Genomic DNA, 22,621 nt, shown 5'->3' with positions numbered 1-22,621 from the left:
CAGGGGCTCCCCCGCCGTCCCGTTGACGGCCGCGGCTACGACGCCTCGGCGGGCGGCCGACCGAGGCGCCGGGCTGAGGCACCCGGCTGAGGCCGGGGCGACCCCTCCGGTATCCGGGCGGTGGGCCGCAGCGGGACGTAGTGCGGCCGGCGGTCAGCTGGCGGCAGCGGCGCCGGGCAGGCGCTCCCCGCCCGCCGTTGACGGCCGCGGCTACGACGCCTCGGCCGGGGCAGCCGGTCGAGGCACCCGGCTGAGACCGGGGTGACCCCTCCGGTATCTGGGCGGTAAGGCCGCGGCCGGACGTAGTGGGGCCGGCGGGCAGCTGGCGGCGGCCCGCGCCTCGGGCAGCGACGCCCCGGGGGCGCTCCCCCGCCCGCCACGTTGACCCCAGCCACCAGGGCGCCTCGCAGACTGGGCGGGAGTGCCCGGTGGAGTGGCCGGTCCGGCACCGGGCTGAGGTCCGGGTCGGCCGCGCCGGCGTATCGGCGGCGGGCCGGGGCCGGGCGGCCGGGCACACACAGTAAGCGCACAGGTCGCCACCGTCGCGCCGCCGGACGACCCGGTGACCGGGCGGACGCCCGGGTCCCGGCCCGGGGGCCCTCGGAGCCGATGCCGCGGCCAGGTCCGGAGGGCCACCCGCGCCGCCGCGCCACGAAATGGTTTGCGATGCGCCGGATGCTCGGCGAGAGTCCCCTGGTGACACCCGACGACCCGGCAGCACGCGCGCCCGCCTCCCGAAGCCGGCGCCCGGCCATGCCGTCGTGGGCCGGCCGGAATTTCCAGCTCCTGCTGGGCGCGTCCTTCATCACCAACCTCGGCAGTTCGGGTGCGACGATCGCCGCCGCCTACGCCGTCATCGACCAAGGCGGCAACGCCACCGATGTCGGTCTGGTCGCGGCGGCCCGCACCCTCGCGATGGTGGTCTTCCTGCTGGTCGGCGGCGCAGTGGCCGACCGCGTGCCGCGCCAGCGGGTAATGGTGCTGGCGAACACCGGCAACGCCCTCTCGCAGGGGCTGTTCGCGCTGCTGGTGCTCAGCGGGCACCCCGCGCTGTGGCAGATGGCGGCGCTGACGGCCACCGGCGGCGCCGCGCAGGCGTTCTTCTCACCGGCCTCCGAGGGCCTGGTGCTGTCCACCGCCGAGACCGCGCACGCGGGAAAGGCCTTCTCCGCCTACCGCCTGTCCATGAACGGCGCCACCATCGGCGGCCTGGCCCTGGGCGGCGCCCTGGTCGCGGGCGTGGGGCCCGGCTGGGTGCTCGCGGTGGACGCGACCGGTTTCGCCGTGGCGGCCGGGCTGCGCTCCCGGATCGACGTGGCCACCGCCGCGCGTCCCGCCTCGCCCGGCGGCATCCTGCGTGAACTGCACGAGGGCTGGCGGGAGTTCGTGTCCCGCTCCTGGCTGTGGGGCATCGTGCTGCAGTTCGGCTTCGTCAACGGCGTGGTCGGCGCCTGCGAGGCCGTCTACGGTCCGCTGGTCGCCCGCGAACATCTCGGCGGCGCCGGGCCGTGGGGGCTCGCCCTGGCGGCGAGCGGTGTCGGCACGGTGTGCGGCGGGCTGCTGATGATGCGCTGGAAGCCGCGCCGCATCCTGCTGATCGGCACGCTCGGCGTCTTCCCCCTGGCGCTGCCGCCCGCCGCCCTCGCGTTCGCGCCGCGACTGTGGGTGCTGACGGTGGCGATGTTCGTGGCGGGCGTCGCGATCGAGGTCTTCGCGGTCGGCTGGATGCTGGCCCTGCACCAGGAGATCCCAGAGGAGAAGATGTCCCGGGTATCGGCGTACGACTGGTTGGGCTCGGTCGCGATGACCCCGCTGGCCATGGCGGCGGCCGGTCCGGCGGCCGACGCCTTCGGCCGTACCCGGACGCTGTGGGGGTCGGCAGCGCTGGTCGTGCTGCTGACCGGGGCGGTGCTGGCGCTGCCGGACGTACGGCGGCTGGAGCGGCGCGTCGCCGCCTACCCGGTGGCGAGGCCGGCTGCCCCGCCGGTGGGCCCGGTCCTCGCTGAGCCGGTGGGCCCACCCGTCGCGGAGCCGGTGGGCCCGGCCGCCTCATCGCCCGCGACCCGGGCGGTAACCGACCGCTGACCCCGCCGGTGCTCGGCCCGTGACCCGGCCCCGACGGCCAGGCCATTGGGGGGCGCGCCCTCCAGCTCAGCCGACCGTGAAGGCACCGTCCGGCGGCTCCGGCGAGGGCGTCGCGGACCCGTCATGGACCGGCGCGCCGGTGAGATCACGCAGCGCGCGGCCCGCCACCACCCGGGCCGGGAAGGCGTCGGCCGCGCACCGGCGGGCCAGGGCGTCCAGCGGGAGGGGCCCGCCGGCGGCGGCCAGGATCGCGTTGCCGAAGCGACGCCCCCGCAGCACCCCGGGTTCGGCCAGCACGCACAGCTCCGCGTCGCCGCCGAACGCGGCGCGGACACTGCCGAGTTGCGAACCCAGGAAGGCGAAGGGCGCGGCGTCGGCGATGTTGGCCACGTAGACACCGTGCGGCCGCAGCACCCGGACCGCTTCACGTACGAACTCGGTCGAGGTCAGGTGCGCGGGCACCCGGGAACCGCCGAAGACATCGACGACGATCACGTCCGCGCTTCCGTCGGGAGCGGCCGTCAGCCACCGCCGCGCATCCGCGGTGTGGACGGTGACGCCCGGCTCGATCAGCGGCAGGTGCTCGGCGACCAGCGCGGCCAGTGCGCGGTCGGCCTCCACGACGTGCTGCCGCGAGCCGGGCCGGGTGTGCGCCAGCCGGCGCGGCAGGGTCAGCGCGCCGCCCCCGAGGTGCACGGCGTCGACCGGCGTGTCGAAAGCGGACTCCACGACGTGCGCGATGCGCCGGATGTACTCGAACTCCAGGTGCTCGGGGTCGTCCAGGTCCACGTAGGACTGCGGAGCCCCGTCCACGGTGAGCAGCCAGGCCCGCGGCCGGTCCAGGTCGGGCAGCAGTTTGGCCGTGCCGAAGTCGACGGCCCTGCTGACGGGGACGGGTTCGTGGGTCACCGGTCGATTCTCCCAGCCGCCACCTGGGCCGCCGACGGGGGCCGTCGCCGCCCGGGGCCGGTTCTTTCGGACCGGCGCCGCTCGGGCGTGTCGCATCCGCGCCGCAGCGTGGTGCGACGCGCCGGGCGACAGCGGGGAGATCTGCCGGCCGGCTCCCGGTGCCGGGGTCGGCCGGCGGCCGCTGTCACGCCCGTGCGGTCGATGGTCAGCGCGACTTCACCCGTTGGTGGCGTCCGGGAATGACCGGGGTGAGAGAATTTGTTCCGGCGATGAACTTAGCCACCCCCTGTGCGGCAGGCCCGACCTGCCGCCCGCCCGCCCCACGCCCGTCCCCGTCCCAACACCTGTCCCGCACCGGTCCCGTCCCGTCATGTCCCGCCCCGCCCCGCCCCGTCCCGAGAAGGAACTCCCGTGCCCCTGGCCATACTCGCCCTGGCGATCAGCGCCTTCGGCATCGGCACCACCGAGTTCGTGATGATGGGTCTGCTGCCCAACGTCGCGCACGACCTCGGCACTTCCGTGCCCACCGCCGGCTATCTCGTCTCCGCGTACGCCCTCGGCGTGGTGGTGGGCGCGCCGCTGCTCACCGCGCTCGGCTCACGCATCCCCCGCAAGCGGATGCTCCTGCTGCTGATGAGCCTGTTCACGGTCGGCAATCTGGCCTCCGCCGTCGCGCCCGGGTATGTCACCCTGCTGGCCGGGCGGTTCCTGGCCGGACTGCCGCACGGCGCCTTCTTCGGCGTCGGCGCGGTGGTGGCGTCGCGGATGGTGGCGGAGGACCGCAGGGCGCGGGCGGTGGCCGCGATGTTCCTCGGCCTGACCGTCGCCAACATCGTCGGGGTCCCCGCGGCGACCGCCCTCGGCCAGAACCTCGGCTGGCGCGCGACCTTCCTGGTCGTCTCGGCGATCGGCGTGCTGGCCCTGGCCTCGCTCGCCCTGCTCGTCCCGCGACTGCCGGACGAGGAGCACGCCGGTCTCGGCCAGGAGCTACGGGCGCTGCGTGATCCGCAGGTGCTGCTCGGCCTTCTCACCGCGGTGTTCGGCTTCGCCGGGGTGTTCGCCGTCTACAGCTATCTCGCCTCCATGATGACCGAGGTCACCGGCTTCGCCGACTCCACCGTCACCCTGCTGCTGGCCCTGTTCGGTATCGGCATGACGCTGGGGGCCCTCGCCGCCGGACCGCTCACCGACCGCGCGCTGCGGCCGACCCTCTACGGTTCACTGGCCGCGCTGTCCGTGGTGCTGGTCGCCTTCCATTACGCGGCGCGTTCCAAGGAGACGGCCCCGGTGGCGGTCGTGATCCTCGGCGCGGTCGGCTTCCTCACCACCACACCTCTGCAGATGCTGGTCATGAACAAGGCCCGCCAGGCACCTACCATGGCCTCCGCCTCCAACCACTCCGCCTTCAACCTGGCGAACGCCGGCGGCGCCTGGCTCGGCGGCATCGCGATCGGCGCCGGCTGGGGCTGGACGTCTCCCGCGCTGGTCGGGGCCGTGCTGGCGGTGATCGGCCTGTTGATCGCGATCACCGCGGGCGTCCTCGACCACCGGGCGCCGGGTGGTGCCTCGGCCGTGGTGGCCGCCGGCGGGCCGCGATCGCGTGAGGTGACGGACGGGGTGGGGGCGTCAGGCTGACGGCGGCTCAGGGATGGGGTGAGGTGGGCCCGGTCTGCGGGGGGCAGTCGGCACGGGGCTTCGGCGAGGGCGCGGTGGCCGCGCTCTCGGTTAGGCTCACCGGGTGGTCGACCCCGCCGTCTCCGACTCCGCTCCCCCGCCCACCTCCGGCTGCGCCGCGGCCCGTCCCTCGCCGGACCGGCCCGCCGCCGGATGGGCGGCCCGGTGCTCGCGGGCCGCGCTCTCGCCGTGGGCCCGGTTCGCGCTGCTGGTCGTGCTCCTGGCCTCGGCGATCGCGATCGCCCTCGTATCGGAGCCGCAACGCCTTCTGACGCATGGCTGGCCGCTGCGCACGTCGTCCGGCCCCGGCGCCGTCCTGCTGTTCGCCCTCGCCTACGGCCTCGCCACCGTCGCCTTCGTACCGCGTCCGCTGCTCAACGCCGCCGCCGGAGCGCTGTACGGCATCCACGCCGGCCTGCCGGCGGCCATCGTCGGCACCGTGCTGGGCGCCGGGCTCGCCTTCCTGCTCGGCCGCTTCCTCGGCCGGGACGCCCTGCGGCCACTGTTGCGCGGCCGTCTGGTCCTGTCGCTGGACCGGCAGTTGAGCCGGCACGGCTTCCGCAGCACGCTGGCGCTGCGGCTCTTCCCGGGAGTCCCGTTCGCGGCGGCGAACTACGCGGCGGCCGTGTCCCGTATCCGGCTGGTTCCGTTCCTCACCGCCACCGCGGCGGGAAGCGCGGCCAACACCGCCGCCTATGTGGTCGCGGGCAGTCGCGCCGCCTCCCCCACCTCGCCGGTCTTCCTGCTGTCGCTGGGCTTTCTGGGGGTGACGGCCGTGGCGGCGGCAGCCGTGGCCCGCCGCGGCCGTACCCGTCATCCTGCGTCCGACGAGATCGTCAACGCCCCAGCAGGTCCGGCCACTCCTCCAGCGGGATCCGGTTGATCTCCCAGAGCTCACCGAGCGTGCCCCACTCGTTCTTGCCCATCCGTGCGAGGGGTCGCAGCTTCTTCACGTCCGGATGGCCGTCCACCATCACGGCCTCCGACACCGCGGCGTGCACCACCCGGCCGAACACCACCGTCGAGTCCCCGAGCCGTACCGTGCTGTGCAATTCGCACTCCAACGCCACCGGCGAAGCAGCCACCCGCGGCGGTTTCACCCGCAGACTGGGCTCCCGGGCGATCCCCACCGCGTCGAATTCACTGACGTCGGAGGGGAAGTCCGTCGCCGTCTGATTGATCTGCTCGAACATGTGCTCGGGCGCAAGGTTCACCACGAACTCGCCCGTCTCCTCCACGTTCCGCACCGAGTCCTTCCGGCCCACCGACGTGAACTGCACGATGGGCGGGCTGACACAGGACACCGTGAAGAAGCTGTGCGGGGCGAGGTTGTCCGTTCCGCTGTCCCGGTTGGTTGTCGACACCCAGGCGATCGGCCGGGGCACGACCACCGCCGTGAGCAGCTTGTAGAAGGTGTTCCGGTCCAGCTCGCTGGGGTCGAAATTGATACGCATAGGGTCCAGTATCCCCGCGCGAGCGGCAGATCCCAGGGGCGAATCACGGGGCGGCCAAACGTTGGGTTCTGCGGAGAGTGCTGGGTGTCGGTCTGCACGAGCGCCCGGAGCTGCGTCCAGTGAGCACTCCCCTGCCCCCCTGGGACGACCTCGTCGTCCCCCGCGGGCCCGGCGCCGCGGGGTGACCCTCAATCTCTTCGACCAACTCTCGGCTTACGTCCCGAAGCGCCCAGGGCGTATCTGCGGATCTCCTCGGACCGCTTCGGTCTGGAGGCCGGCGTCGAGCGGCAGAGCGAGGACACCGAACACACCCGCCGCCACCTTCGCTGGGGCCCGTTCGCGAAGGTCTACCGGGAGAACGACACCTCGGCGTTCAAGAAGCGCAAGGTCGTCCGCCCCGACGGTTCCGTCGACTGGATCGTGGTCCGCCCCAGGTTCCACCAGCTGCTCGCGGACCTGGCGGCCGGTGTCGTCGACGGCGTCGTCTTCTACGACCTGGACCGCCTGGTCCGCCAACCGCGCGACCTCGAAGACCTGATCGACATCATCGAGTACGTCTAGCGGCCGGCGATCGGCGCCACCGGCGGGCGGATGAACCTGATCAACGACAACGACCGCCACATGGCCCGCATGATGTGCGTGATGGCGCTGAAGTCCTCCGAGGACTCCTCCCGCCGCGTCGCCCGCATGCACCTGGCCGCCGCACAACAAGGCAGGATCCAGGGCCGCATCCCCTACGGATGGATCCGCACCGGCCCGGACAAGGGCAAGCCCCTCGGCCCAGAGACCGCAGTTGTCCGCCGCGTCTACGCCCAATGCCTGACCGGCGAAACCGCCTACAGCATCGCCACCCGCTTCAACCAGGAAGGCATCACGCCGCCGCAGTCCGCGAAGTGGTCCTCGACCATGAGGGCCGGCATCCTCGACCCGTTCAAGCCGCACATCGACCAGCGGTTCGCGCGGGGCTGCACCAACGCGCGTCGCCTGTTCGAGGAGATCGTCTAGCGCGGCTTCCCTGGCAAGGAGCAGATCGTCCGCAAGTACGTCCACCGGCTCCGCCAGGCGTTCCCGCGCCAGGACCCGCCGCGGCGCAGGCCCTCGGTCCGCGACGTCACCGGCTGGATCACCCGGCACCCCGACCGGCTCGACGCCGACGACGCCCAGCGTCTGAAGGAGATTCTGGCCCGGGTCCCGGCCCTGGCCGCCGCGGCCCGGCACGTCCGGGCCTTCGCCGAGGTCATGAACGATCGACGTGGCAGGCAGCTCAAGGAGTGGATCGCTGCGGTCCGGGCTGACCAGGTCCCGGCAGTGCACACCCTCGCCGTCGGCCTCCTCCAAGACCTCGACGCTGTCGTCGCCGGGCTGAGTCTGAGCTACAGCTCGGGCGCGGTCGAGGGCCACAACAACAAGATCAAAATGTTCAAGCGTCAGATGTTCGGCCGTGCCGGCTTTGACCCAACGCCGTATCGGGGGTCGTGCCGATCGCCGCGCGCTCGGCTACGGCCGAAGGGGTGAGGGCTGAGACTGACGGGCGGGGGCTAGGCCGTGTCTGATAAATGATCATGCTGTGGTGTCGCGGAGCCACAAGATGAGCGAGGCCAGGTGCAGTCCCGACTGGTAGCGGACAGCGAGCTTGTCGAAGCGGGTCGCGATCGCGCGGAACTGCTTGAGACGGTTGAAGCAGCGCTCGACCACGTTGCGGCCCTTGTACTGCTCTTTGTCGAAGGCCGGTGGTCGGCCGCCGCGGGTGCCGCGCCGCTTGCGGTTGGCCACCTGGTCGGAGCGTTCGGGGATGGTGGCCCGGATGCCGCGTCGCCGCAGGCCTGCCCGGACGGCCCGGGAGGAGTACGCCTTGTCGGCCAGCACCCGGTCGGGACGGCGTCGCGGCCTGCCGACCGTGGCACGGGGCACCTTGATGGCGTCCAGCACCGCGTCGAACATCGTGGAGTCGTTCACGTTCCCGGCCGTCACGACAAACGACAGGGGCAGGCCACGGCCGTCCACCGCCAGGTGGACCTTCGCGGTCAGTCCGCCGCGGGACCGGCCGAGGGCCTGCCGCGCCGCCGAGCGTTGCGGATCCTCCAGTTTGTCCCCGCCAGGGGCCCCTTTTTCCGGGCACCCGCGGCATGCTGGTGAGCCCGGTTGACGGTGGAGTCCACCGAAACCGTCCACTCCACGCGGCCGACCGCATCGTCACGGACCTGAACGTGCTCCAGCAACCGGGCCCACGTGCCGTCGGACTCCCACCGGGCGAACCGCTCGTAAACCGTCTGCCACGGCCCATACCGCTCCGGCAGATCCCGCCACGGAGCCCCCGTCCGCAAGCGCCACAACACCCCATCGATCACCTGCCGATGATCCCGCCAGGGCCGCCCCCGACCATCCAGCACCGGCAACAACGGAGCTATCCGCTCCCACGCCGAATCCGTCAACTCACCACGACCAGCCACAAGATCAATTATCAGGGCGGCTCCGGCCGGGACCACCCTCTGGATCCGGCACGAACAGACTCAACCGATAGGTGGTCGGCTGGCTCAGCCGGCCACACAACGTGTCGATCCGAGTCATCGCCCAGTCGATCTGGCCGTCGGCGGCGCGGAGGCCACGGAGGTGAGCCCGCCATTCCGACTCCTCCTGGGTCTCGAAGAGCACCTTCCAGCTGCCGGACTCGAGAGTCGATGCGCTGGCGGCCCTGCGGCCCAGGTCCTGTCGCTGACGCCTCTTCCGCTGCCCTGGCATCGGCCCAGCATCGCTCGGCTGAACCAGCACGGCAACCCCCGCCTCATCACAGGGATGATCATTTGTCAGACAGGGCCTAGGGCTGGGGGCAATGCTCCGCCTCGGCCGTACTCGCGTCCTGCCGGGTGGACGGGTTCGCTCCCCTGCTGCTCGCCGCCGTCCTGTCGGCGGTGGCCGGTGAACCAGGTGAAGGGGTGGGTGACGGTGATGGACGCCAGCCAGCTCCCGGCGGGGTGGCAGCGGAGCAGGACCCCGGGATCCCGGGGATCCGCGTAGGTCGCCGCGTCGAGCGGGACCATCCGCCGGCGCCGTCCGCCATGCAGGAGGACGAGGTCTCCCTCGTGGACTACGAGCTGGGCGGACGCGCCCACCGTGTCGGTGTACGTCCCGGTCCACCGCTCGGGCCGGTGCCGGACGGTGGCGAGCCGCGCTGCGGGCTCGGGCAGCCGCAGCAGGTGGTCGATCAGGCGACGGGCCAGGCCCATGGCGTCGAACCCGCCGCGGTTGCTGAGCACGATGACCCCGGTGTCGTGTTCCGGCAGCCGGCCGTAGTAACTGGAGAAGCCCTCGATACCACCGGCGTGCCCGACCGTGGGAGTGCCGCGGTAGTGGCTCAGCACCCAGCCGAGGCCGTATCCCTCGGTGCGGCCGTCGGCCAGGGCAACCGGCGTGTGCAACCGCTTCTCCAGCGCGCGGTCGACCAGGAGACGGTCGCGCAGCGCGTGGTCGAAGGCGATCAGATCCTCCAGGGTGGCGCCCAGGCCGCCCGCGCCTCCGGTGACGGTGGCGCTGATGTAGTCGGCGTTGCGCCAGCCGTCGGCGTCGCCGGTGATGCTGCGACCGTCGGGGCTGTCGGGGTCGGCGCGCTCGTATCCGCGGGCGCGCCGGTCGACAAGCCGCGCGTTGTCGAGCATCCGGGCGCGGCTCATGCCTGCGGGGGCCAGGACGCGGTCGTGGAGAACCTGTCCGAACGGAGCGCCTGCCGCCCGCTCGATGATCAGGTCCAGCAGCCGATATCCGGAGTTGCTGTAGCCGTAGCGGGTTCCCGGGGCGAAATCGAGCGGCAGGTGGGCGAAGAGCCCGACGAACTGCTCGGGTGAGCGGTCCAGGCGCTGCGGGCCGTCCAGGAATCCGGGCGCGGTCACGAAATTGGGAATGCCCGACGTGTGGGTGAGCAGGTGCCGGAGGCGCAGCAGCCCGTGCGGGTCCGGATATCCGTCGAGGTAGTCGGTGAGGGGGGCGTCGAGGTCCAGGGCGCCGTCCCGGGCGAGAAGCACGGCGGCCAGCGCGGTGAACGGCTTGGTCAGCGACGCGAGGGCGAACACGGTGTCCGGTGTGACCTGTTGCCGCCATTCGACGTCAGCAAGGCCGTAGCAGCCCTGGTGGACGACGACACCCTCCTGCGTGACGGCCACGGCGACGCCGGGTTCGCCTCCGCCCACCTGCTCCCGAACCATCGCGTCCACCAATCGCACCGCGTCCTCCAGCCCTGTGAGGTAACGGGTCCGAAGGTAGGGCGCGAGCGTGGGCGATTCGTCCCTCGCGGGACCGATGTGCCGGCTACGGTTCCGCGGTTATAGTCGGTACGGCGGCGGCCCCTGGAATCGGGCGCCCCTGTGTCCGACGCGCGGTGCCGCCGCAGGGCGGGCTCCTGACTCCGACGACCGATCCTACCGGTATGGCGGCCAGCGCCAACGCGCATCTAGCCAGCGCTTGCCGTCTGGCAGGACAGCAGGCGAAGGCACGGGAGGCGAGGGAGCAACCAGCTCTGGCTGGAGATCGTCCAGCTCGCACTGGCCTATATGCCGATGCTCGCGCTGACCGGCCAAGCCCGCCGCTGGGAACCCAAACGCCTGCGGCTCCAACTGTCCTGCACCGCCGCCCGCCTGATCACCACCGGCCGCCAACGCATCCTCCGCCTGGCCCGCCACTGGCCCTGGACCCATGTGATCACCAGCGCCCTGACCAGACTCCAAGCCCCACCGGACCCCGGCTGACCAGCAAAAGCGGCCCACCCCGACGAGCACCCGAACGCCCTCGGAACCGTGGAACCCGGCGCCCACCCGACACGACAGCCGGGCCACCGACCTGCCCACCCCCGCAACAACCCCAGACCCGGCAGGCAAAGAGCCCCCGCCGATGTCCAACGAGGGCTCATGCAAGGTCCAGTATCCCCGCGCGGGCGGCACCTTGGGTTCCGCGGAACGTGCTGGGTGTCGGTCGGCACGAGCGCCCGGAGCTGCGTCCAGTGAGCACTCCCCTGTCTCTTCGGACCGCTTCGGTCTGGAGGCCGGCGTCGAGCGGCAGATGCGCTCGGCCATACCGGACCTGGCCTGCCTTTTGCTGACGTCCTTCCATGACGACGATGCGCTGCTGGAGCGGTCATGGCGGGCGCGGCCGCTTGACTGCTGAAGCAGATCGGGGGTTCCGACCTGGTCTCAGCGGTCCGCACCGTCGCCTGCCGGCAGTCGATGGTCGACCCGGCCACCACCGCCCGGTTGCTGAGCAGTCGGCGTGATAAGGGCACCGACCCCGGCAGCAGGCGCTCAACGCGCTTCGCCCCGGGAGAGCGACATCCTCGGCCTGATCGGTGAGGGCCCGACCGGCCGGCAGATCGGGCAGCGCCTGTACCTGTCCGAGAAGACGGTGAAGAACAATGTCTGCCGGCTGCTGGCCAAACCCGGCGTCGAGCGCCGCGGCCAGGCCGCCGTCATCCTCGCCCGAGGGATGACGCCGACGGCGGACACCGAACGCGGACACCGGTGACGACGAACGGTGTCGAGAGGAGGCAGCCCGGTAAGCTGTCGTGGCGGAAGGCATTCCGAGACATCGATGTGCGGCCAAAGGCCCGCGTCGGCAGGGCCGCCTGGACCTGATCGCGGTGTCGTCCGGTGCCTCGCTCCCGGCTGCCAGTCGGGCCCCGCACCGGTCCGCGATCGGCTTGCACGTCAACTCAACAACGGGCGCGGCTTCTCGGCGGGTCCGGTGTCGGCTCTCGCCACCGGAACGCGCCAGACCAGGCGGGTGCCGCCCTCCGCGCCGGAGCGGATGTCCATGGTGCCGCCGTGGCGCTCGGCCCGCACTGCGAGGTTGTCGAGGCCGCTTCGCCGGCTGCCGGCGGGCATGCCGACGCCGTTGTCGCTCACCGTGACGGTCAGAGTTCCGGACGCAACGGCGAACGAGACACCGGTGGTCGTGGCCCTTGCGTGGCGTGAGACGTTGGAAAGAGCCTCGGCCAGCACGGCGACGGCGTCGTCGGCGACGGCCGGCGGCACGTCGGTGTCGATGAGCCCTTCCATGCGCAGCCCCGGGGTGAAGCCGAGCGTACGGGCGGCCTGCGCCATCGCGCCCGACACCCGTACCCGCAGGCCCTGAACGGCTCGGCCGGATGCGCGGACCCGCAGTCCGAAGATGGTCGATCGGATGATCTTGATGGTCTCGTCCAGATCGTCCACCGCCCGCATCAGCCGCTCGCTGGCCTCAGGATGGTCAACGAACCGCAGCGCGCTCTGGAGCGTCATCCCGGTCGCGAACAGCCGCTGGATGGCGAGATCGTGAAGATCGCGGGCGATCCGGTCGCGATCCTCCAGCAGCGCCAACTGCTCAGCGCCGCGGCGTCGTTCGGCAAGCTCGAGTGCCAGTGCGGCGTGGCCCGCGAAGCTGAGCAGCGGCGACGCTTCTGCTTCGGTGAATTCGACCGAGCCCTCCTTGCGTGCGAGCATCAGCACGCCCCGTGCCTTTTCGCCGGCCACCATGGGGACGGCCACCACCGGCCCGAGCCCCTGCCAACGCGGAGGGCCCACGGTGACCCTGGGATCTTTGGCGATATGCGGCGTGGTGATCGGCCGCCCCGCGGCGATGGCGGCCCCCATGAAGGAGCCCTCGCCCGGCAGTACCAGCCCCCGATGGCTCTCTGCGTCGACACCTACGGCGATCGTCACCTGCAGGTCCGTGCCGCCGGCAACGGGCAGCGCGACAACGCCCAGGTCCGCGCCGAGGATGCGGCGGCCGTGGTCGATGATCAGTTCCAGTACGGGTGTCTCGTCGGCACCCGACAGCAGCTCACTGACCACCTCGGCGTTCGCTTCCATCCAACGCTGGCCTTCACGGGCCCTCTTGTACAGCCGGGCGTTCTCGATGGCGATTCCGGCCGCGACAGCGAGGGTGGCCAGCAGAGCCTCGTCCTCCGTGTCGAATTCCCGGCCGCCCCGTTTCTCGGTCAGATAGATGTTCCCGAAAGCCACGTCCCGTACCCGGATCGGGACTCCGAGAAAGGTGCGCATCGGCGGATGGTTCTCGGGGAGGCCGTGGGAGGCCGGGTGCGCGGAAAGCTCCGGCAGGCGCAGGGTTTCCGGGTTGCGGATCAATTCGCCCAGGATTCCGTGCCCCGAGGGAAGCGGCCCGATCTTCAGCGCCTGTTCGTCGGGGATTCCGACGGTGAGAAATTCCGACAGTTGGGCGTCGTCTCCGATCACACCGAGGGCACCGTACTCCGCATCGACGAGTACGACGGCGGACTCCACGATCCGTCTCAGCACGTGCGGCAGGTCCAGCTCCCGCCCGACCGACAGCACCGCCTCCAACAGGCCGTGCAGCCGGTCGCGTGTCCCGCGTATCGTGTCGATCCGAGTCTGTAGCTCTTCGAGCAGTTCGTCCAGCCGCAATCTGGGCAGCTGTCCGCCGGACTCCGTGCTGGTCTCGCTCAACGGTCCTCCACCGGTGCCGAGGCACCACAGTGTGCGCCTGTCCCCCTATCTGCGCGGCACGCGTGATTGTCCGCGGGAGATGTTCCCGCGTCCTCCGACCAGCAGGGCCTCGCCGCCTCCGGCCGACTCCTCGCCGGGTGAGGACCGGCGTGGATACGGCTGTACCCGGCCGACAGCCACAACGGGGAAGGTCTCCGGCAGTTCCGTGAGCGTGTCGAAGACCTCGGACAGTTCCGTCAGGCGCAGTAGCCGCAAGAGGGCTGAGTCGTTTACGACGAGTCGCACACTGCCGCCGCCGCGGAGGAGACGCTCGCGTGCACGGCACAGCACGGACAGACCGCTGCAGTCCATGAACGTCACCGCACGCAGGTCCACGACCAACTCGGTGCCCGGTCGGACGGTTGCAGCATCCAGTCGGACGGAAACTCCCGGGGCGGTGAAGAGGTCGATCTCGCCGTGCAAGGTGAGCACTTCCATGGTTGGTTCATCCCGTTCCAGGAGCGTGAGCAGAGCAGGCACGGCCGCTGCGCTTGCGGCGCGATGTCACGGTGACAATTCTGGTTGCGGCTTCGGACAACGGCGACCGGGGCCACCTGGCCGCCGACGACCCGGACAGCCACCTCGGTGGAAGTGATCGCCAGGGTGCGGTCGAGGACGTCTCCGCTGATCTCCTGGCGGATCGCCCGGTCCCGGCGCAGGAAGACCCGCAGCAGATCAGCCCGGCTGACGATGCCGACCGGCCCACCGGCCTCGTCCACGACCGGCCGTCGCTTGACCTTGTGCCTGTCCATGACCTGGGCCGCCTGGACGACCGTCCACTGGGGGTGGGCCACGAGGGCAGGGCTGGTCATCAAGTCGCCCACGGTGCGGTGCCTCATGATGCTGCCTTCCTGTTGGCGTGTGGGACTTGCCTGCACTGTCCGTCTTCGCCTCCTTCCGGCATAAGGGCCGATTGGGGCAGAGCCCGGGGCCTACGGGGTACGTGGAGGGCCGCCGACCAGTGCCCGGCCCCGAGCCCACCGAACGGGTACGTGACCATTTCCGCGAGCACGGCCTGCGGTCCGTCCGAACGTCCGGGCAGCAGGCCGCAGGGCCGCTTGGCCCCGGCAGAAGGACCTGCGGCCCCTCCTGCCCCGGGGCGGCAGCCCCGACGCTGGAAGCCGGACCCCTGAAGGAGGCCGCAAGCCATGATCCGTACCGTTGTCGCAGGTCTGGATGGTTCACCCGAAAGCCTGGCCGCAGCCGACTGGGCAGCCCGCGAGGCCACCAGCCGCGGGCTGCCGCTGCGCCTGGTGCATGCCTGGGCCTGGCAGCCCTACAACTACGACCCGAGCGGGTCACTGGCCGACGCCGACGCGACCGAACACTGGGCCGAGCGGATACCGCGCGAGGCATCGGCCACACTGCGCCGCCGCTATCCGCGGCTGCCGATCACCGCCGACCAGATCGGTGCCCCGGCAGTCCCCGCGCTGCTGTCCGCGGCCGAAGATGCGGAACTCCTCGTGCTGGGGTCCCGTGGTCTGGGCACGGTCGCGGGATTCGCGATCGGTTCCGTCGCTCTCGCGGTCGTTGCCGCCGCGACACGGCCGGTGGTGCTCCTGCGTGCCGGTGAACTCGCAACGGACGAATGGCAGCCTGACGAGGGTTCCGAAGGGTCGCGGAATTCCGGCTACCGGGACGTCGTGCTCGGGCTCGACCTGGAGCGCCCCAGCGACGCGGTGACCGCCTTCGCCTTCGGCACTGCCTCCCGCCGCACGGCTGCCCTGCGCGTCGTCCACAGCTGGTATCCGCCGGCGATCTACGGATACGCACCCGTGGCGGTGCCGGCGGACCTCGGCGTCGAGCTGGCCGCGAACGTGCGGGACGCGTTGACGCAGACGCTGTTGCCGTGGCAGGAGAAGTTCCCCGACGTCGAAGTGACGGCGGACGTGCGGATGGGCGGCGCCGCCGCCGTGCTGATCGAGGCGGCGTCCGACGCTTCACTGCTGGTGGTCGGCCGCCGCACGCGCGGATCGTCGATCGGCTCGCACATCGGCTCCGTCACGCACGCGGCCATGCACCATGCGAAGGCCCCGATCGCCGTCGTCCCGCACGACTGAGACCGACCATCGGCCGCGCTGCGGCACATACCGGGCAGGCTGATCGAATCGCCGCAATGGATGTGCGACCAGTCCGCCGTCGGATTCCGGCCCGGACGAGGGGCCACCAGGCCTGGGACGAGGGACCGAGTGGCCCTACCGGGCACAGTCCGGTGCGGTGACGATGGATGTATGGACTACCACGACGGATTCCGCGAGTTGGGCGATCAGGAGTGCCTGAGGCTGCTGGCGATGACCTCTATCGGGCGCATCGTCTTCACTCACCACGCCCTGCCCGCGGTCCTGCCGGTCAGGTATGTCCTGGACCACGATTCCGCCATTGTCGTCCGTACGTCCAAGTCCTCCCAAATGGCCGCCGGAGTGGACGACGCGGTAGTCGCCTTCGAAGCGGATTGCTTCAACGACGACGAACGCAGCGGATGGAGTGTGGTCGTCACCGGTCGGGCCGCGGTGGTGACGGAGCCCGGCGAGCGCAGGAGGCTGCGCGCACTGGACGTCCACTCCTGGGCGTACCCGCCGGAGGAGACATACATCAGGATCGCGTGCGAACTCGTCGCCGGGCGATCGCTCGAGCGTCCACCGGATGCCGAGTCATCGCACGTTTAGCCGCTGTGCCGCGTCCACGATCAGGGCTCGAATCCGAAGCTCCACCGTCACAACCCGGGGTCTTTCGTGGACCGTCCAGCCCCGTCCGGCGCACGGGCCAAGGGCGATCCCGATCCCACGACAGGACGATCCCGGGATATCGCACGCGACATGCGCAACCCCCTTTTCTGAGGAGCAAGGCAATGGAACTTCTGATCTTCCTTCTGGTCGTGGTGGCCATTCTCGGCATCGTGGCCCTCGCCATGGCGACCAAAGTGGTCAAGCAATACGAGCAGGGCGTGCTCTTCAGGTTCGGCCGCCTGGTCGGGGTGCGTCCGCCGGGGCTGCGGTTCATCGTTCCGTTCGTCGACGTCCTTCGCCGGGTCTCCCTGCGGATCGTCACCATGCCCATCCAGTCCCAGGGCATCATCACCCGGGACAACGTGAGCGTGGATGTGTCGGCCGTCGCCTACTTCAGGGTGGTTGACGCGGTGAAATCGGTGATCGCCATCGAGAACGTGCACACGGCGATCGACCAGATAGCGCAGACGACCCTGCGGAAGGTCGTCGGCCAGCACACGCTCGACGAGACGCTGTCGGAGACGGATCGGATCAATCTGGGCATCCGCGAGATCCTCGACGTCACGACCACCGAGTGGGGCGTAGAGGTCACCCTGGTCGAACTCAAGGACATCCAGTTGCCGGACAGCATGAAGCGGGCCATGGCCCGCCAGGCGGAGGCGGAGCGGGAGAAGCGAGCGAAGATCATCAATGCCGAAGGTGAATCCATGGCCGCCGCAGCGCTCGGCGACGCCTCGGACATCATGATGGCCCACCCGCTCGCGCTCCAGCTCCGCAACCTGCAGAGCCTGGTCGAGATAGGCGTCGACAAGAACACGACCGTCGTCTTCCCCGCTCCCCTCATGAGCACCATCGGTGAGGTCGGATCCTTCCTCGCCCGTGAGACGGCCGCCGCCGCAGTCCCCGTGCCGCCGATCGCCGCTGCGAAAACAATCCCCGCCCCGGTGCTGAACGGTGCCGGCGCGTCGGTGTGACAGCAGGGACCACCTCGCCGCGGGCGACCCCCAAGCCCCCCGGGTGACACCGCCGAGTACACGAGTCCGTTCAACGATCAGGAGGAAGCCCCATGGTGCTGTCAACCGCCATCGACAAGCCCGACCGTGCTGCGGCACCTGGTCAGGAGGACGCCGAGGTGGACGTGCGCCGGCCGCCGCCTGAGCTCTTCCGCGACCTGCGGACCTCTCGGCAGGGACTGGCGAGCAGGGAGGCAGGGCGGCGCCAACTGATCTACGGACCGAATGAGTTGTCCCGCCGTGGGGGTCGACGCTGGCCGGGCGAACTGCTGGCCCAGTTCACGCAGCCACTGGCGATTCTGCTCGCGCTGGCAGCAGTTCTGGCCTGGGCGGGCGGCACGCCGGCGCTGTCGATCGCCGTGGTGGCGGTCATCCTGCTCAACGCCGGATTCGCTTTCGTCCAGGAAACGCAGGCCGAGCGCGCCGTCGAGGCGCTGGCCGCGTTCCTGCCCGCCACCGCCCGTGTGGTCAGGGACGGGACGCGGTGCGAGATCGCGGCCCGCGATCTGGTGCCCGGCGACATCCTGATCATCGCCGAAGGGGACCGGGTCTGCGCCGACGCGCGCATCGTCGACGGGACGGTTCTGCTGGATCTGTCCTCGCTGACCGGTGAGTCCCTGCCGGTCAGCCGCTCCGCCGATCCGGGCCCGGTCACCGGGGCCCTGCTGGAAGCCGAAGAACTCGTCTTCAGTGGCACCACGTGCAGTGGCGGTGAGGCCGAAGCAGTCGTCACGCGTACCGGAATGCACACCGAGCTGGGCCGCATCGCCAGCCTCTCCCAGCGCGCGACAGCGGAGCGCAGCCCGCTGGAACAGCAGGTCAGGCGGGCAACTTGGATCATCGCGGTGGTCGCGGTCATCATCGGGGCAGCGTTTCTGCCCGTCGGTGTCGCCGCCGGTCTGGGCTGGGGCGCGGCAATCAGCTTCTCGATCGGGCTGATCGTGGCCAACGTGCCCGAAGGTCTGCTGCCCACCATCACCTTGGCCCTGGCCGGCGGAGTACGCGAACTCGCCCGCGGCGGAGCCGTCGTCAAACGCCTCTCAGCCGTGGAGACCCTCGGCTCGACGACGGTGATCTGTACCGACAAGACGGGCACACTCACCGAGAACCGGATGCGGGTCACCCGGATGTGGCTGCCCGGCGCCGAAATGGACACCGCCCGGGCAAAGGGCGATCCCCGTGCCGAGCTGCTGGCAGCAAGCGCCGCCGCGTGCACGACCGCCGAAGCGCCGGTCGAGAACCAACCCGGCGGCACCGGCGACCCCACGGAACTCGCCCTCCTGCGGCTGGCATCGGAGCTCGGAGTAGGAGTGACCAGCTCGCAGCGTGCGTCCGCACGCCGGACCGTCTTCCACTTCGACGCCCACCTCAAGCGCATGTCGACGGTCGACGAGACCGCCGGCGAGGTGGTGGTGCATACCAAGGGCGCGCTCGAAACCGTGTTGCCCTTGTGCACAGACCTCGTGGACGCCCGCGGCCAGAGCCAGCCGCTGGACGAGGGCGCACAACTCGACCTGCGCACTGCCACCGATCGCTACGCGGCCGCGGGTCTGCGCGTGCTTGCCGTCGCCCGGCGGGTCCTACCCGGCGGACAGCCCGCTCCGGTCAGCAGGCAGGAGACCGAAGCCGGCCTGACGCTGGTCGGTCTGGTGGCGATGGCCGACCCGCCCCGGGAAGGCGTCGCCCAAGCGGTGCGGGCCGCACATCGGGCCGGGATACGGATCCATGTCGTCACCGGCGACTACGGCCTCACCGCCGCCGAAATCGCCCGCCAGGTCGGCATCGGCGGCGAGGGCAGCCCTGTCGTCGCCGGCACGGAGCTGGACCGGATGAGCGACGCCCAGCTGGACGCCCTGATCTCGGGTGACCACGAGATCGTGTTCGCCCGGACGTCCCCCGAGGCCAAACTGCGCATCTGCGAAGCCCTCCGCGCCCAGGGCCACGTGGTGGCGATGACCGGAGACGGAGTCAATGACGCGCCGGCTCTGCGGCATGCCGACATCGGGGTGGCGATGGGCCGCTCCGGCACCGACGTGGCCCGCGAAGCGGCGACCATGGTGCTCACCGACGACAACTTCGCCACCATCGTCTCCGCCGTCGACGCCGGACGAAGGGTCTTCGACAACGTCCGCAAGTTCGTCCTGTACATCTTCGCCCACGCCGTTCCCGAAGTGATTCCTTTCCTCGTGTTCGCGCTGTCCGGCGGAGCGGTGCCGCTCCCGCTGACAGTCCTGCAGATCCTCGCCATCGACCTCGGGACGGAAACGCTCCCCGCGCTGGCCCTGGGACGCGAGCCCGCCGAACCCGGGCTGATGGACCGCCCGCCCCGCCCCCGTACCGCCGGAGTCATCGACCGGGCGCTGCTCGTCCGCGCCTGGGCGTTCCTGGGGACCATCTCGGCGGCCCTGGTCATGGGCGGCTTCTTCGTCACCCTCTGGCGGGCCGGCTGGCACCCCGGCGACCCCACCGGGGGCGGTGCGGCCCTGCACCACGCGTATCTGCAAGCCACCACGATCACCTTCGCCGGCATCGTCGCCTGCCAGATCGGCACGGCGTTCGCCGCCCGAACCGACCACGCCTCGCTGTTCACCATCGGTCTGCGGTCCAACCCGCTGCTGCTCTGGGGCATCGCCTTCGAACTCGTCTTCACCGCGACCGTCGTCTACGCGCCTCCCCTCCAGGACATCTTCGGCACCGCGTCGCTCGCCCCGTCGCAACTGGCCGTCATCGCCCCGTTCCCCTTCATCGTCTGGGGAGCCGACGAACTGTTCCGGTGGCTCCGCCGCCGGAACACACCCGATCGCGAAGGAGCCGACCATGGCCACGCACACCCGACCCGCTGACACCCTGTCCCCGGACCTGCTCCACGCTATGGACGCGTATTGGCGGGCGGCGAACTACCTCTCCGTGGGGCAGCTCTACCTCTACGACAATCCGCTGCTGAGGCGCCCCCTGGAACTCTCGGACGTCAAGCCGCTGATCGTCGGACACTGGGGGACGACACCGGGGCAGAATTTCGTCTATGTGCATTTGAACAGGGTCATCAAGAAATACGACCTCGACATGTTCTACATCGCCGGCCCCGGGCACGGCGGACCCGCATTGGTGGGCAACACCTACCTCGAGGGTTCCTACAGCGAGATCTACCCGGACATCAGCCAGGACGAGGCGGGGCTGAAAAAGCTGTTCACCCAGTTCTCCTTCCCCGGCGGAATCTCCAGCCACGTCGCGCCCACCACCCCGGGGTCGATCCACGAGGGCGGTGAGCTGGGCTATTCCCTCAGCCACGCGTTCGGCGCCGCCTTCGACAACCCGGAACTGGTGGTGGCCTGCGTGGTGGGCGACGGCGAAGCCGAGACCGGTCCGCTGGCCACCGCGTGGCAGTCCACCAAGTTCCTCGACCCGGTCAGCGACGGGGCGGTCCTGCCCATCCTGCACCTGAACGGCTACAAGATCAGCAACCCGACGGTCCTGGCCCGTATCGAGGACGAGGAACTGGAGCAGTTCATCCGGGGCTGCGGCTGGGAGCCGTATGTGGTGGCCGGGGCCGAGCCCGAGGCGATGCACCGGCTGATGGCGGAGACGCTGGATCTGGCCGTCGAGCGGATCAGGGAGATCCAGCTGCACGCCCGCTCCACCGGCGACGCCACCCGTCCGCGCTGGCCGATGATCGTGCTGCGGTCGCCGAAAGGCTGGACCGGGCCGAAGACGGTCGACGGGCTGCCGGTCGAGGGCACCTTCCGTTCGCACCAGGTGCCGCTGCTGGTGGACGCCGCGCATCCCGACCATCTGCCGCAGCTGGAGAGCTGGATGCGCAGCTACCGGCCCGAGGAACTGTTCGACCCGGACGGCCGGCTGATGCCCGACCTCGCGCTGCTGGCGCCCGAGGGGAATCGGCGGATGGGCGTCAATCCGCACACCAACGGCGGGCTGCTGCTGAGGGATCTGCGGATGCCGGACTTCCGCCGGCACGCGGTGGACGTGCCCTCACCGGGCACCGTCGACCGGCAGGACACCCTGGTACTGGGGGATTTCCTCCGCGACGTGATCACCCTCAACGAGGACCACCGCAATTTCCGGATCTTCGGCCCCGACGAAACGCTGTCCAACTTCCTGGGCGCGGTCTTCGAGGCCACCGGCCGTCAGTGGAACGCCGCAGTGGAGCCGAACGACGAGTTCCTGGCGCCTTCCGGCCGCGTCCTGGACTCGATGCTCAGCGAGCACAGTTGCGAAGGCTGGCTGGAAGGCTACCTGCTGACGGGGCGGCACGGCCTGTTCAACTGCTACGAGGCGTTCATCCACATCATCGACTCGATGTTCAACCAGCACGCGAAGTGGCTGAAGGTCACCAAGCAGCTTCCCTGGCGGCGCGACATCGCCTCGCTGAACTACCTGCTCACCTCGCACGTGTGGCAACAGGACCACAACGGCTTCACCCACCAGGACCCCGGCTTCCTGGACCACGTCGTCAACAAGAAGGCCGACGTGGTGCGGGTCTACCTGCCCCCGGACGCCAACTGCCTGCTGTCCGTCATCGACCACTGCCTGCGCAGCCGGAATTACGTCAACGTCGTGGTGGCCGGCAAACGCGCCATGCCGCAGTGGCTGTCCATGGAAGACGCCGTCGTCCACTGCACCGAAGGCGCCGGGATCTGGCAGTGGGCCGGCAACGACCAGGACAGCGAGCCGGACGTCGTACTGGCCTGCTGCGGCGACACCCCCACCCTGGAGGTGCTGGCGGCGGTGTCGATCCTGCGCGAGTATCTGCCCGACCTGAAGATCCGCGTGGTCAACGTGGTGGACCTGATGAAGCTGCAACCCGACACCGAGCACCCGCACGGACTCAGCGACGCGGACTACAACTCGCTGTTCACCACCGACAAGCACATCATCTTCGCCTTCCACGGATATCCCTGGCTGATCCACCGCCTCACCTACGCCCGGACCAACCGCAATCTGCACGTCCGCGGCTACAACGAGGAAGGCACCATCACCACCCCGTTCGACATGCGAGTGCAGAACCGACTGGACCGCTTCCACCTGGTGATGGACGTCATCGACCGCGTCGCGGAACTCGGCTCCCGAGGCGACTACCTCAAGCAGCAGATGCAGGACAAGCTCGTCGAACACAGCCGCTACATCGGCCTGCACGGCCAGGACCTGCCCGAGATCCGCAACTGGACATGGCACGGCCCCCCGATGACCGTCAAGCCCGGTGAAGCGTGAGGCCGTGGAGTTTAACGGCTTGACGTCATGGACGCGTTAAGGTTGTCGTG

At 70.5% G+C, this 22,621-nt stretch carries 17 protein-coding genes and 3 pseudogenes; 13 read left to right on the top strand and 7 right to left on the bottom strand.

Annotation, left to right across the window (positions count from 1 at the left end; genetic code table 11):
* Positions 1 to 675: 675 nt before the first annotated feature.
* Entirely contained in the window at positions 676 to 2,085 is a 1,410-nt protein-coding gene (locus tag GA0115240_RS03245; RefSeq protein WP_093735131.1) for an MFS transporter, read from the top strand.
* Between the two features lie 66 nt (positions 2,086 to 2,151).
* On the opposite strand, the gene GA0115240_RS03240 is transcribed toward GA0115240_RS03245, so the two are convergent.
* Positions 2,152 to 2,994 (bottom strand): spermidine synthase, encoded by an 843-nt coding sequence (locus GA0115240_RS03240; protein ID WP_093735118.1) that lies wholly within the window; start codon positions 2,992 to 2,994, stop codon positions 2,152 to 2,154.
* A 411-nt stretch (positions 2,995 to 3,405) separates the two neighbouring features.
* Here GA0115240_RS03240 and GA0115240_RS03235 point away from each other — a divergent pair, with 411 nt between their 5' ends.
* Positions 3,406 to 4,629 carry an MFS transporter gene (locus GA0115240_RS03235; RefSeq protein ID WP_093735117.1) on the top strand — a complete coding sequence of 408 codons (1,224 nt, stop codon included), beginning with the start codon at positions 3,406 to 3,408 and terminating at the stop codon, positions 4,627 to 4,629.
* Between the two features lie 103 nt (positions 4,630 to 4,732).
* Positions 4,733 to 5,551, top strand: a complete 819-nt coding sequence (locus tag GA0115240_RS03230) for a TVP38/TMEM64 family protein (RefSeq protein ID WP_093735116.1) — start codon at positions 4,733 to 4,735, stop codon at positions 5,549 to 5,551.
* On the opposite strand, the gene GA0115240_RS03225 is transcribed toward GA0115240_RS03230, so the two are convergent.
* The gene (locus GA0115240_RS03225; RefSeq protein ID WP_093735115.1) at positions 5,505 to 6,122 is read right to left on the bottom strand and encodes a flavin reductase family protein; all 618 of its coding nucleotides are present in this window, start codon (positions 6,120 to 6,122) and stop codon (positions 5,505 to 5,507) included. The two genes, GA0115240_RS03230 and GA0115240_RS03225, sit on opposite strands and share 47 nt — an antisense overlap.
* A gap of 240 nt (positions 6,123 to 6,362) precedes the next feature.
* Between GA0115240_RS03225 and GA0115240_RS03220 the strand changes: the two genes are divergently transcribed.
* From GA0115240_RS03220 to GA0115240_RS03210, 3 genes are read left to right on the top strand one after another with little or no spacing between them, the layout of a single operon-like run.
* Positions 6,363 to 6,683, top strand: a complete 321-nt coding sequence (locus GA0115240_RS03220) for a recombinase family protein (RefSeq protein WP_093735114.1) — start codon at positions 6,363 to 6,365, stop codon at positions 6,681 to 6,683.
* 30 nt (positions 6,684 to 6,713) lie between these two features.
* Positions 6,714 to 7,127 (top strand): recombinase family protein, encoded by a 414-nt coding sequence (locus GA0115240_RS03215; protein WP_093735113.1) that lies wholly within the window; start codon positions 6,714 to 6,716, stop codon positions 7,125 to 7,127.
* Positions 7,128 to 7,151: 24 nt separating this feature from the next.
* A complete protein-coding gene (locus GA0115240_RS03210) occupies positions 7,152 to 7,637 on the top strand; it encodes a transposase (protein ID WP_093735112.1) in 486 nt (161 codons plus the stop codon).
* A 23-nt stretch (positions 7,638 to 7,660) separates the two neighbouring features.
* Here the strand turns inward: GA0115240_RS03210 and GA0115240_RS03205 are convergent.
* Positions 7,661 to 8,572: pseudogene (locus GA0115240_RS03205) on the bottom strand (IS5 family transposase).
* 354 nt (positions 8,573 to 8,926) lie between these two features.
* The gene (locus GA0115240_RS03195) at positions 8,927 to 10,318 is read right to left on the bottom strand and encodes a serine hydrolase domain-containing protein (RefSeq protein WP_237554560.1); all 1,392 of its coding nucleotides are present in this window, start codon (positions 10,316 to 10,318) and stop codon (positions 8,927 to 8,929) included.
* Between the two features lie 303 nt (positions 10,319 to 10,621).
* On the opposite strand from GA0115240_RS03195, the pseudogene GA0115240_RS03190 reads away from it, so the two are divergent.
* A pseudogene (locus GA0115240_RS03190) lies at positions 10,622 to 10,858 on the top strand (transposase); the annotation flags it as partial.
* Between the two features lie 304 nt (positions 10,859 to 11,162).
* A pseudogene (locus GA0115240_RS03185) lies at positions 11,163 to 11,627 on the top strand (LuxR C-terminal-related transcriptional regulator); the annotation flags it as partial.
* A 182-nt stretch (positions 11,628 to 11,809) separates the two neighbouring features.
* Here GA0115240_RS03185 and GA0115240_RS03180 read toward each other — a convergent pair.
* The 3 genes from GA0115240_RS03180 to GA0115240_RS39105 are packed head-to-tail and all read right to left on the bottom strand — an operon-like array spanning position 11,810 to position 14,445.
* Positions 11,810 to 13,567, bottom strand: a complete 1,758-nt coding sequence (locus GA0115240_RS03180; RefSeq protein WP_093735110.1) for a sensor histidine kinase — start codon at positions 13,565 to 13,567, stop codon at positions 11,810 to 11,812.
* A gap of 45 nt (positions 13,568 to 13,612) precedes the next feature.
* Positions 13,613 to 14,038, bottom strand: coding sequence for an STAS domain-containing protein (locus tag GA0115240_RS37835; protein ID WP_370673265.1), 426 nt, complete (start codon positions 14,036 to 14,038; stop codon positions 13,613 to 13,615).
* Positions 13,924 to 14,445, bottom strand: a complete 522-nt coding sequence (locus GA0115240_RS39105) for a CBS domain-containing protein (protein ID WP_141708702.1) — start codon at positions 14,443 to 14,445, stop codon at positions 13,924 to 13,926. The genes GA0115240_RS37835 and GA0115240_RS39105 overlap by 115 nt, the downstream gene beginning before the upstream one ends.
* A gap of 309 nt (positions 14,446 to 14,754) precedes the next feature.
* On the opposite strand from GA0115240_RS39105, the gene GA0115240_RS03165 reads away from it, so the two are divergent.
* The 5 genes from GA0115240_RS03165 (at position 14,755) to GA0115240_RS03145 (ending at position 22,571) form a co-directional block, all read left to right on the top strand.
* A complete protein-coding gene (locus tag GA0115240_RS03165; protein WP_093735108.1) occupies positions 14,755 to 15,666 on the top strand; it encodes a universal stress protein in 912 nt (303 codons plus the stop codon).
* Between the two features lie 171 nt (positions 15,667 to 15,837).
* Positions 15,838 to 16,272, top strand: a complete 435-nt coding sequence (locus tag GA0115240_RS03160) for a pyridoxamine 5'-phosphate oxidase family protein (protein ID WP_093735107.1) — start codon at positions 15,838 to 15,840, stop codon at positions 16,270 to 16,272.
* Between the two features lie 182 nt (positions 16,273 to 16,454).
* Entirely contained in the window at positions 16,455 to 17,306 is an 852-nt protein-coding gene (locus GA0115240_RS03155; protein WP_093735106.1) for a slipin family protein, read from the top strand.
* 92 nt (positions 17,307 to 17,398) lie between these two features.
* Entirely contained in the window at positions 17,399 to 20,188 is a 2,790-nt protein-coding gene (locus GA0115240_RS03150; RefSeq protein ID WP_093735105.1) for a cation-translocating P-type ATPase, read from the top strand.
* Positions 20,163 to 22,571, top strand: coding sequence for a phosphoketolase family protein (locus GA0115240_RS03145; protein WP_093735104.1), 2,409 nt, complete (start codon positions 20,163 to 20,165; stop codon positions 22,569 to 22,571). Before GA0115240_RS03150 ends, GA0115240_RS03145 begins: the two co-directional genes overlap by 26 nt.
* Positions 22,572 to 22,621 lie beyond the last annotated feature (50 nt).

The sequence above is a fragment of the Streptomyces sp. DvalAA-14 genome (assembly GCF_900091855.1).
Taxonomy (GTDB): Bacteria; Actinomycetota; Actinomycetes; order Streptomycetales; family Streptomycetaceae; genus Actinacidiphila.
This window is presented reverse-complemented; position numbering and strand designations above follow the sequence as displayed.

Coding starts and splice junctions, on each gene's coding strand:
- GA0115240_RS03245 (WP_093735131.1), top strand. CDS start 676: ATGCTCGGCGAGAGTCCCCTGGTGACACCCGACGACCCGGCAGCACGC.
- GA0115240_RS03225 (WP_093735115.1), bottom strand. CDS start 6,122: ATGCGTATCAATTTCGACCCCAGCGAGCTGGACCGGAACACCTTCTAC.
- GA0115240_RS03215 (WP_093735113.1), top strand. CDS start 6,714: ATGAACCTGATCAACGACAACGACCGCCACATGGCCCGCATGATGTGC.
- GA0115240_RS03195 (WP_237554560.1), bottom strand. CDS start 10,318: ATGGTTCGGGAGCAGGTGGGCGGAGGCGAACCCGGCGTCGCCGTGGCC.
- GA0115240_RS39105 (WP_141708702.1), bottom strand. CDS start 14,445: ATGAGGCACCGCACCGTGGGCGACTTGATGACCAGCCCTGCCCTCGTG.
- GA0115240_RS03165 (WP_093735108.1), top strand. CDS start 14,755: ATGATCCGTACCGTTGTCGCAGGTCTGGATGGTTCACCCGAAAGCCTG.
- GA0115240_RS03160 (WP_093735107.1), top strand. CDS start 15,838: ATGGACTACCACGACGGATTCCGCGAGTTGGGCGATCAGGAGTGCCTG.
- GA0115240_RS03155 (WP_093735106.1), top strand. CDS start 16,455: ATGGAACTTCTGATCTTCCTTCTGGTCGTGGTGGCCATTCTCGGCATC.
- GA0115240_RS03150 (WP_093735105.1), top strand. CDS start 17,399: ATGGTGCTGTCAACCGCCATCGACAAGCCCGACCGTGCTGCGGCACCT.
- GA0115240_RS03145 (WP_093735104.1), top strand. CDS start 20,163: ATGGCCACGCACACCCGACCCGCTGACACCCTGTCCCCGGACCTGCTC.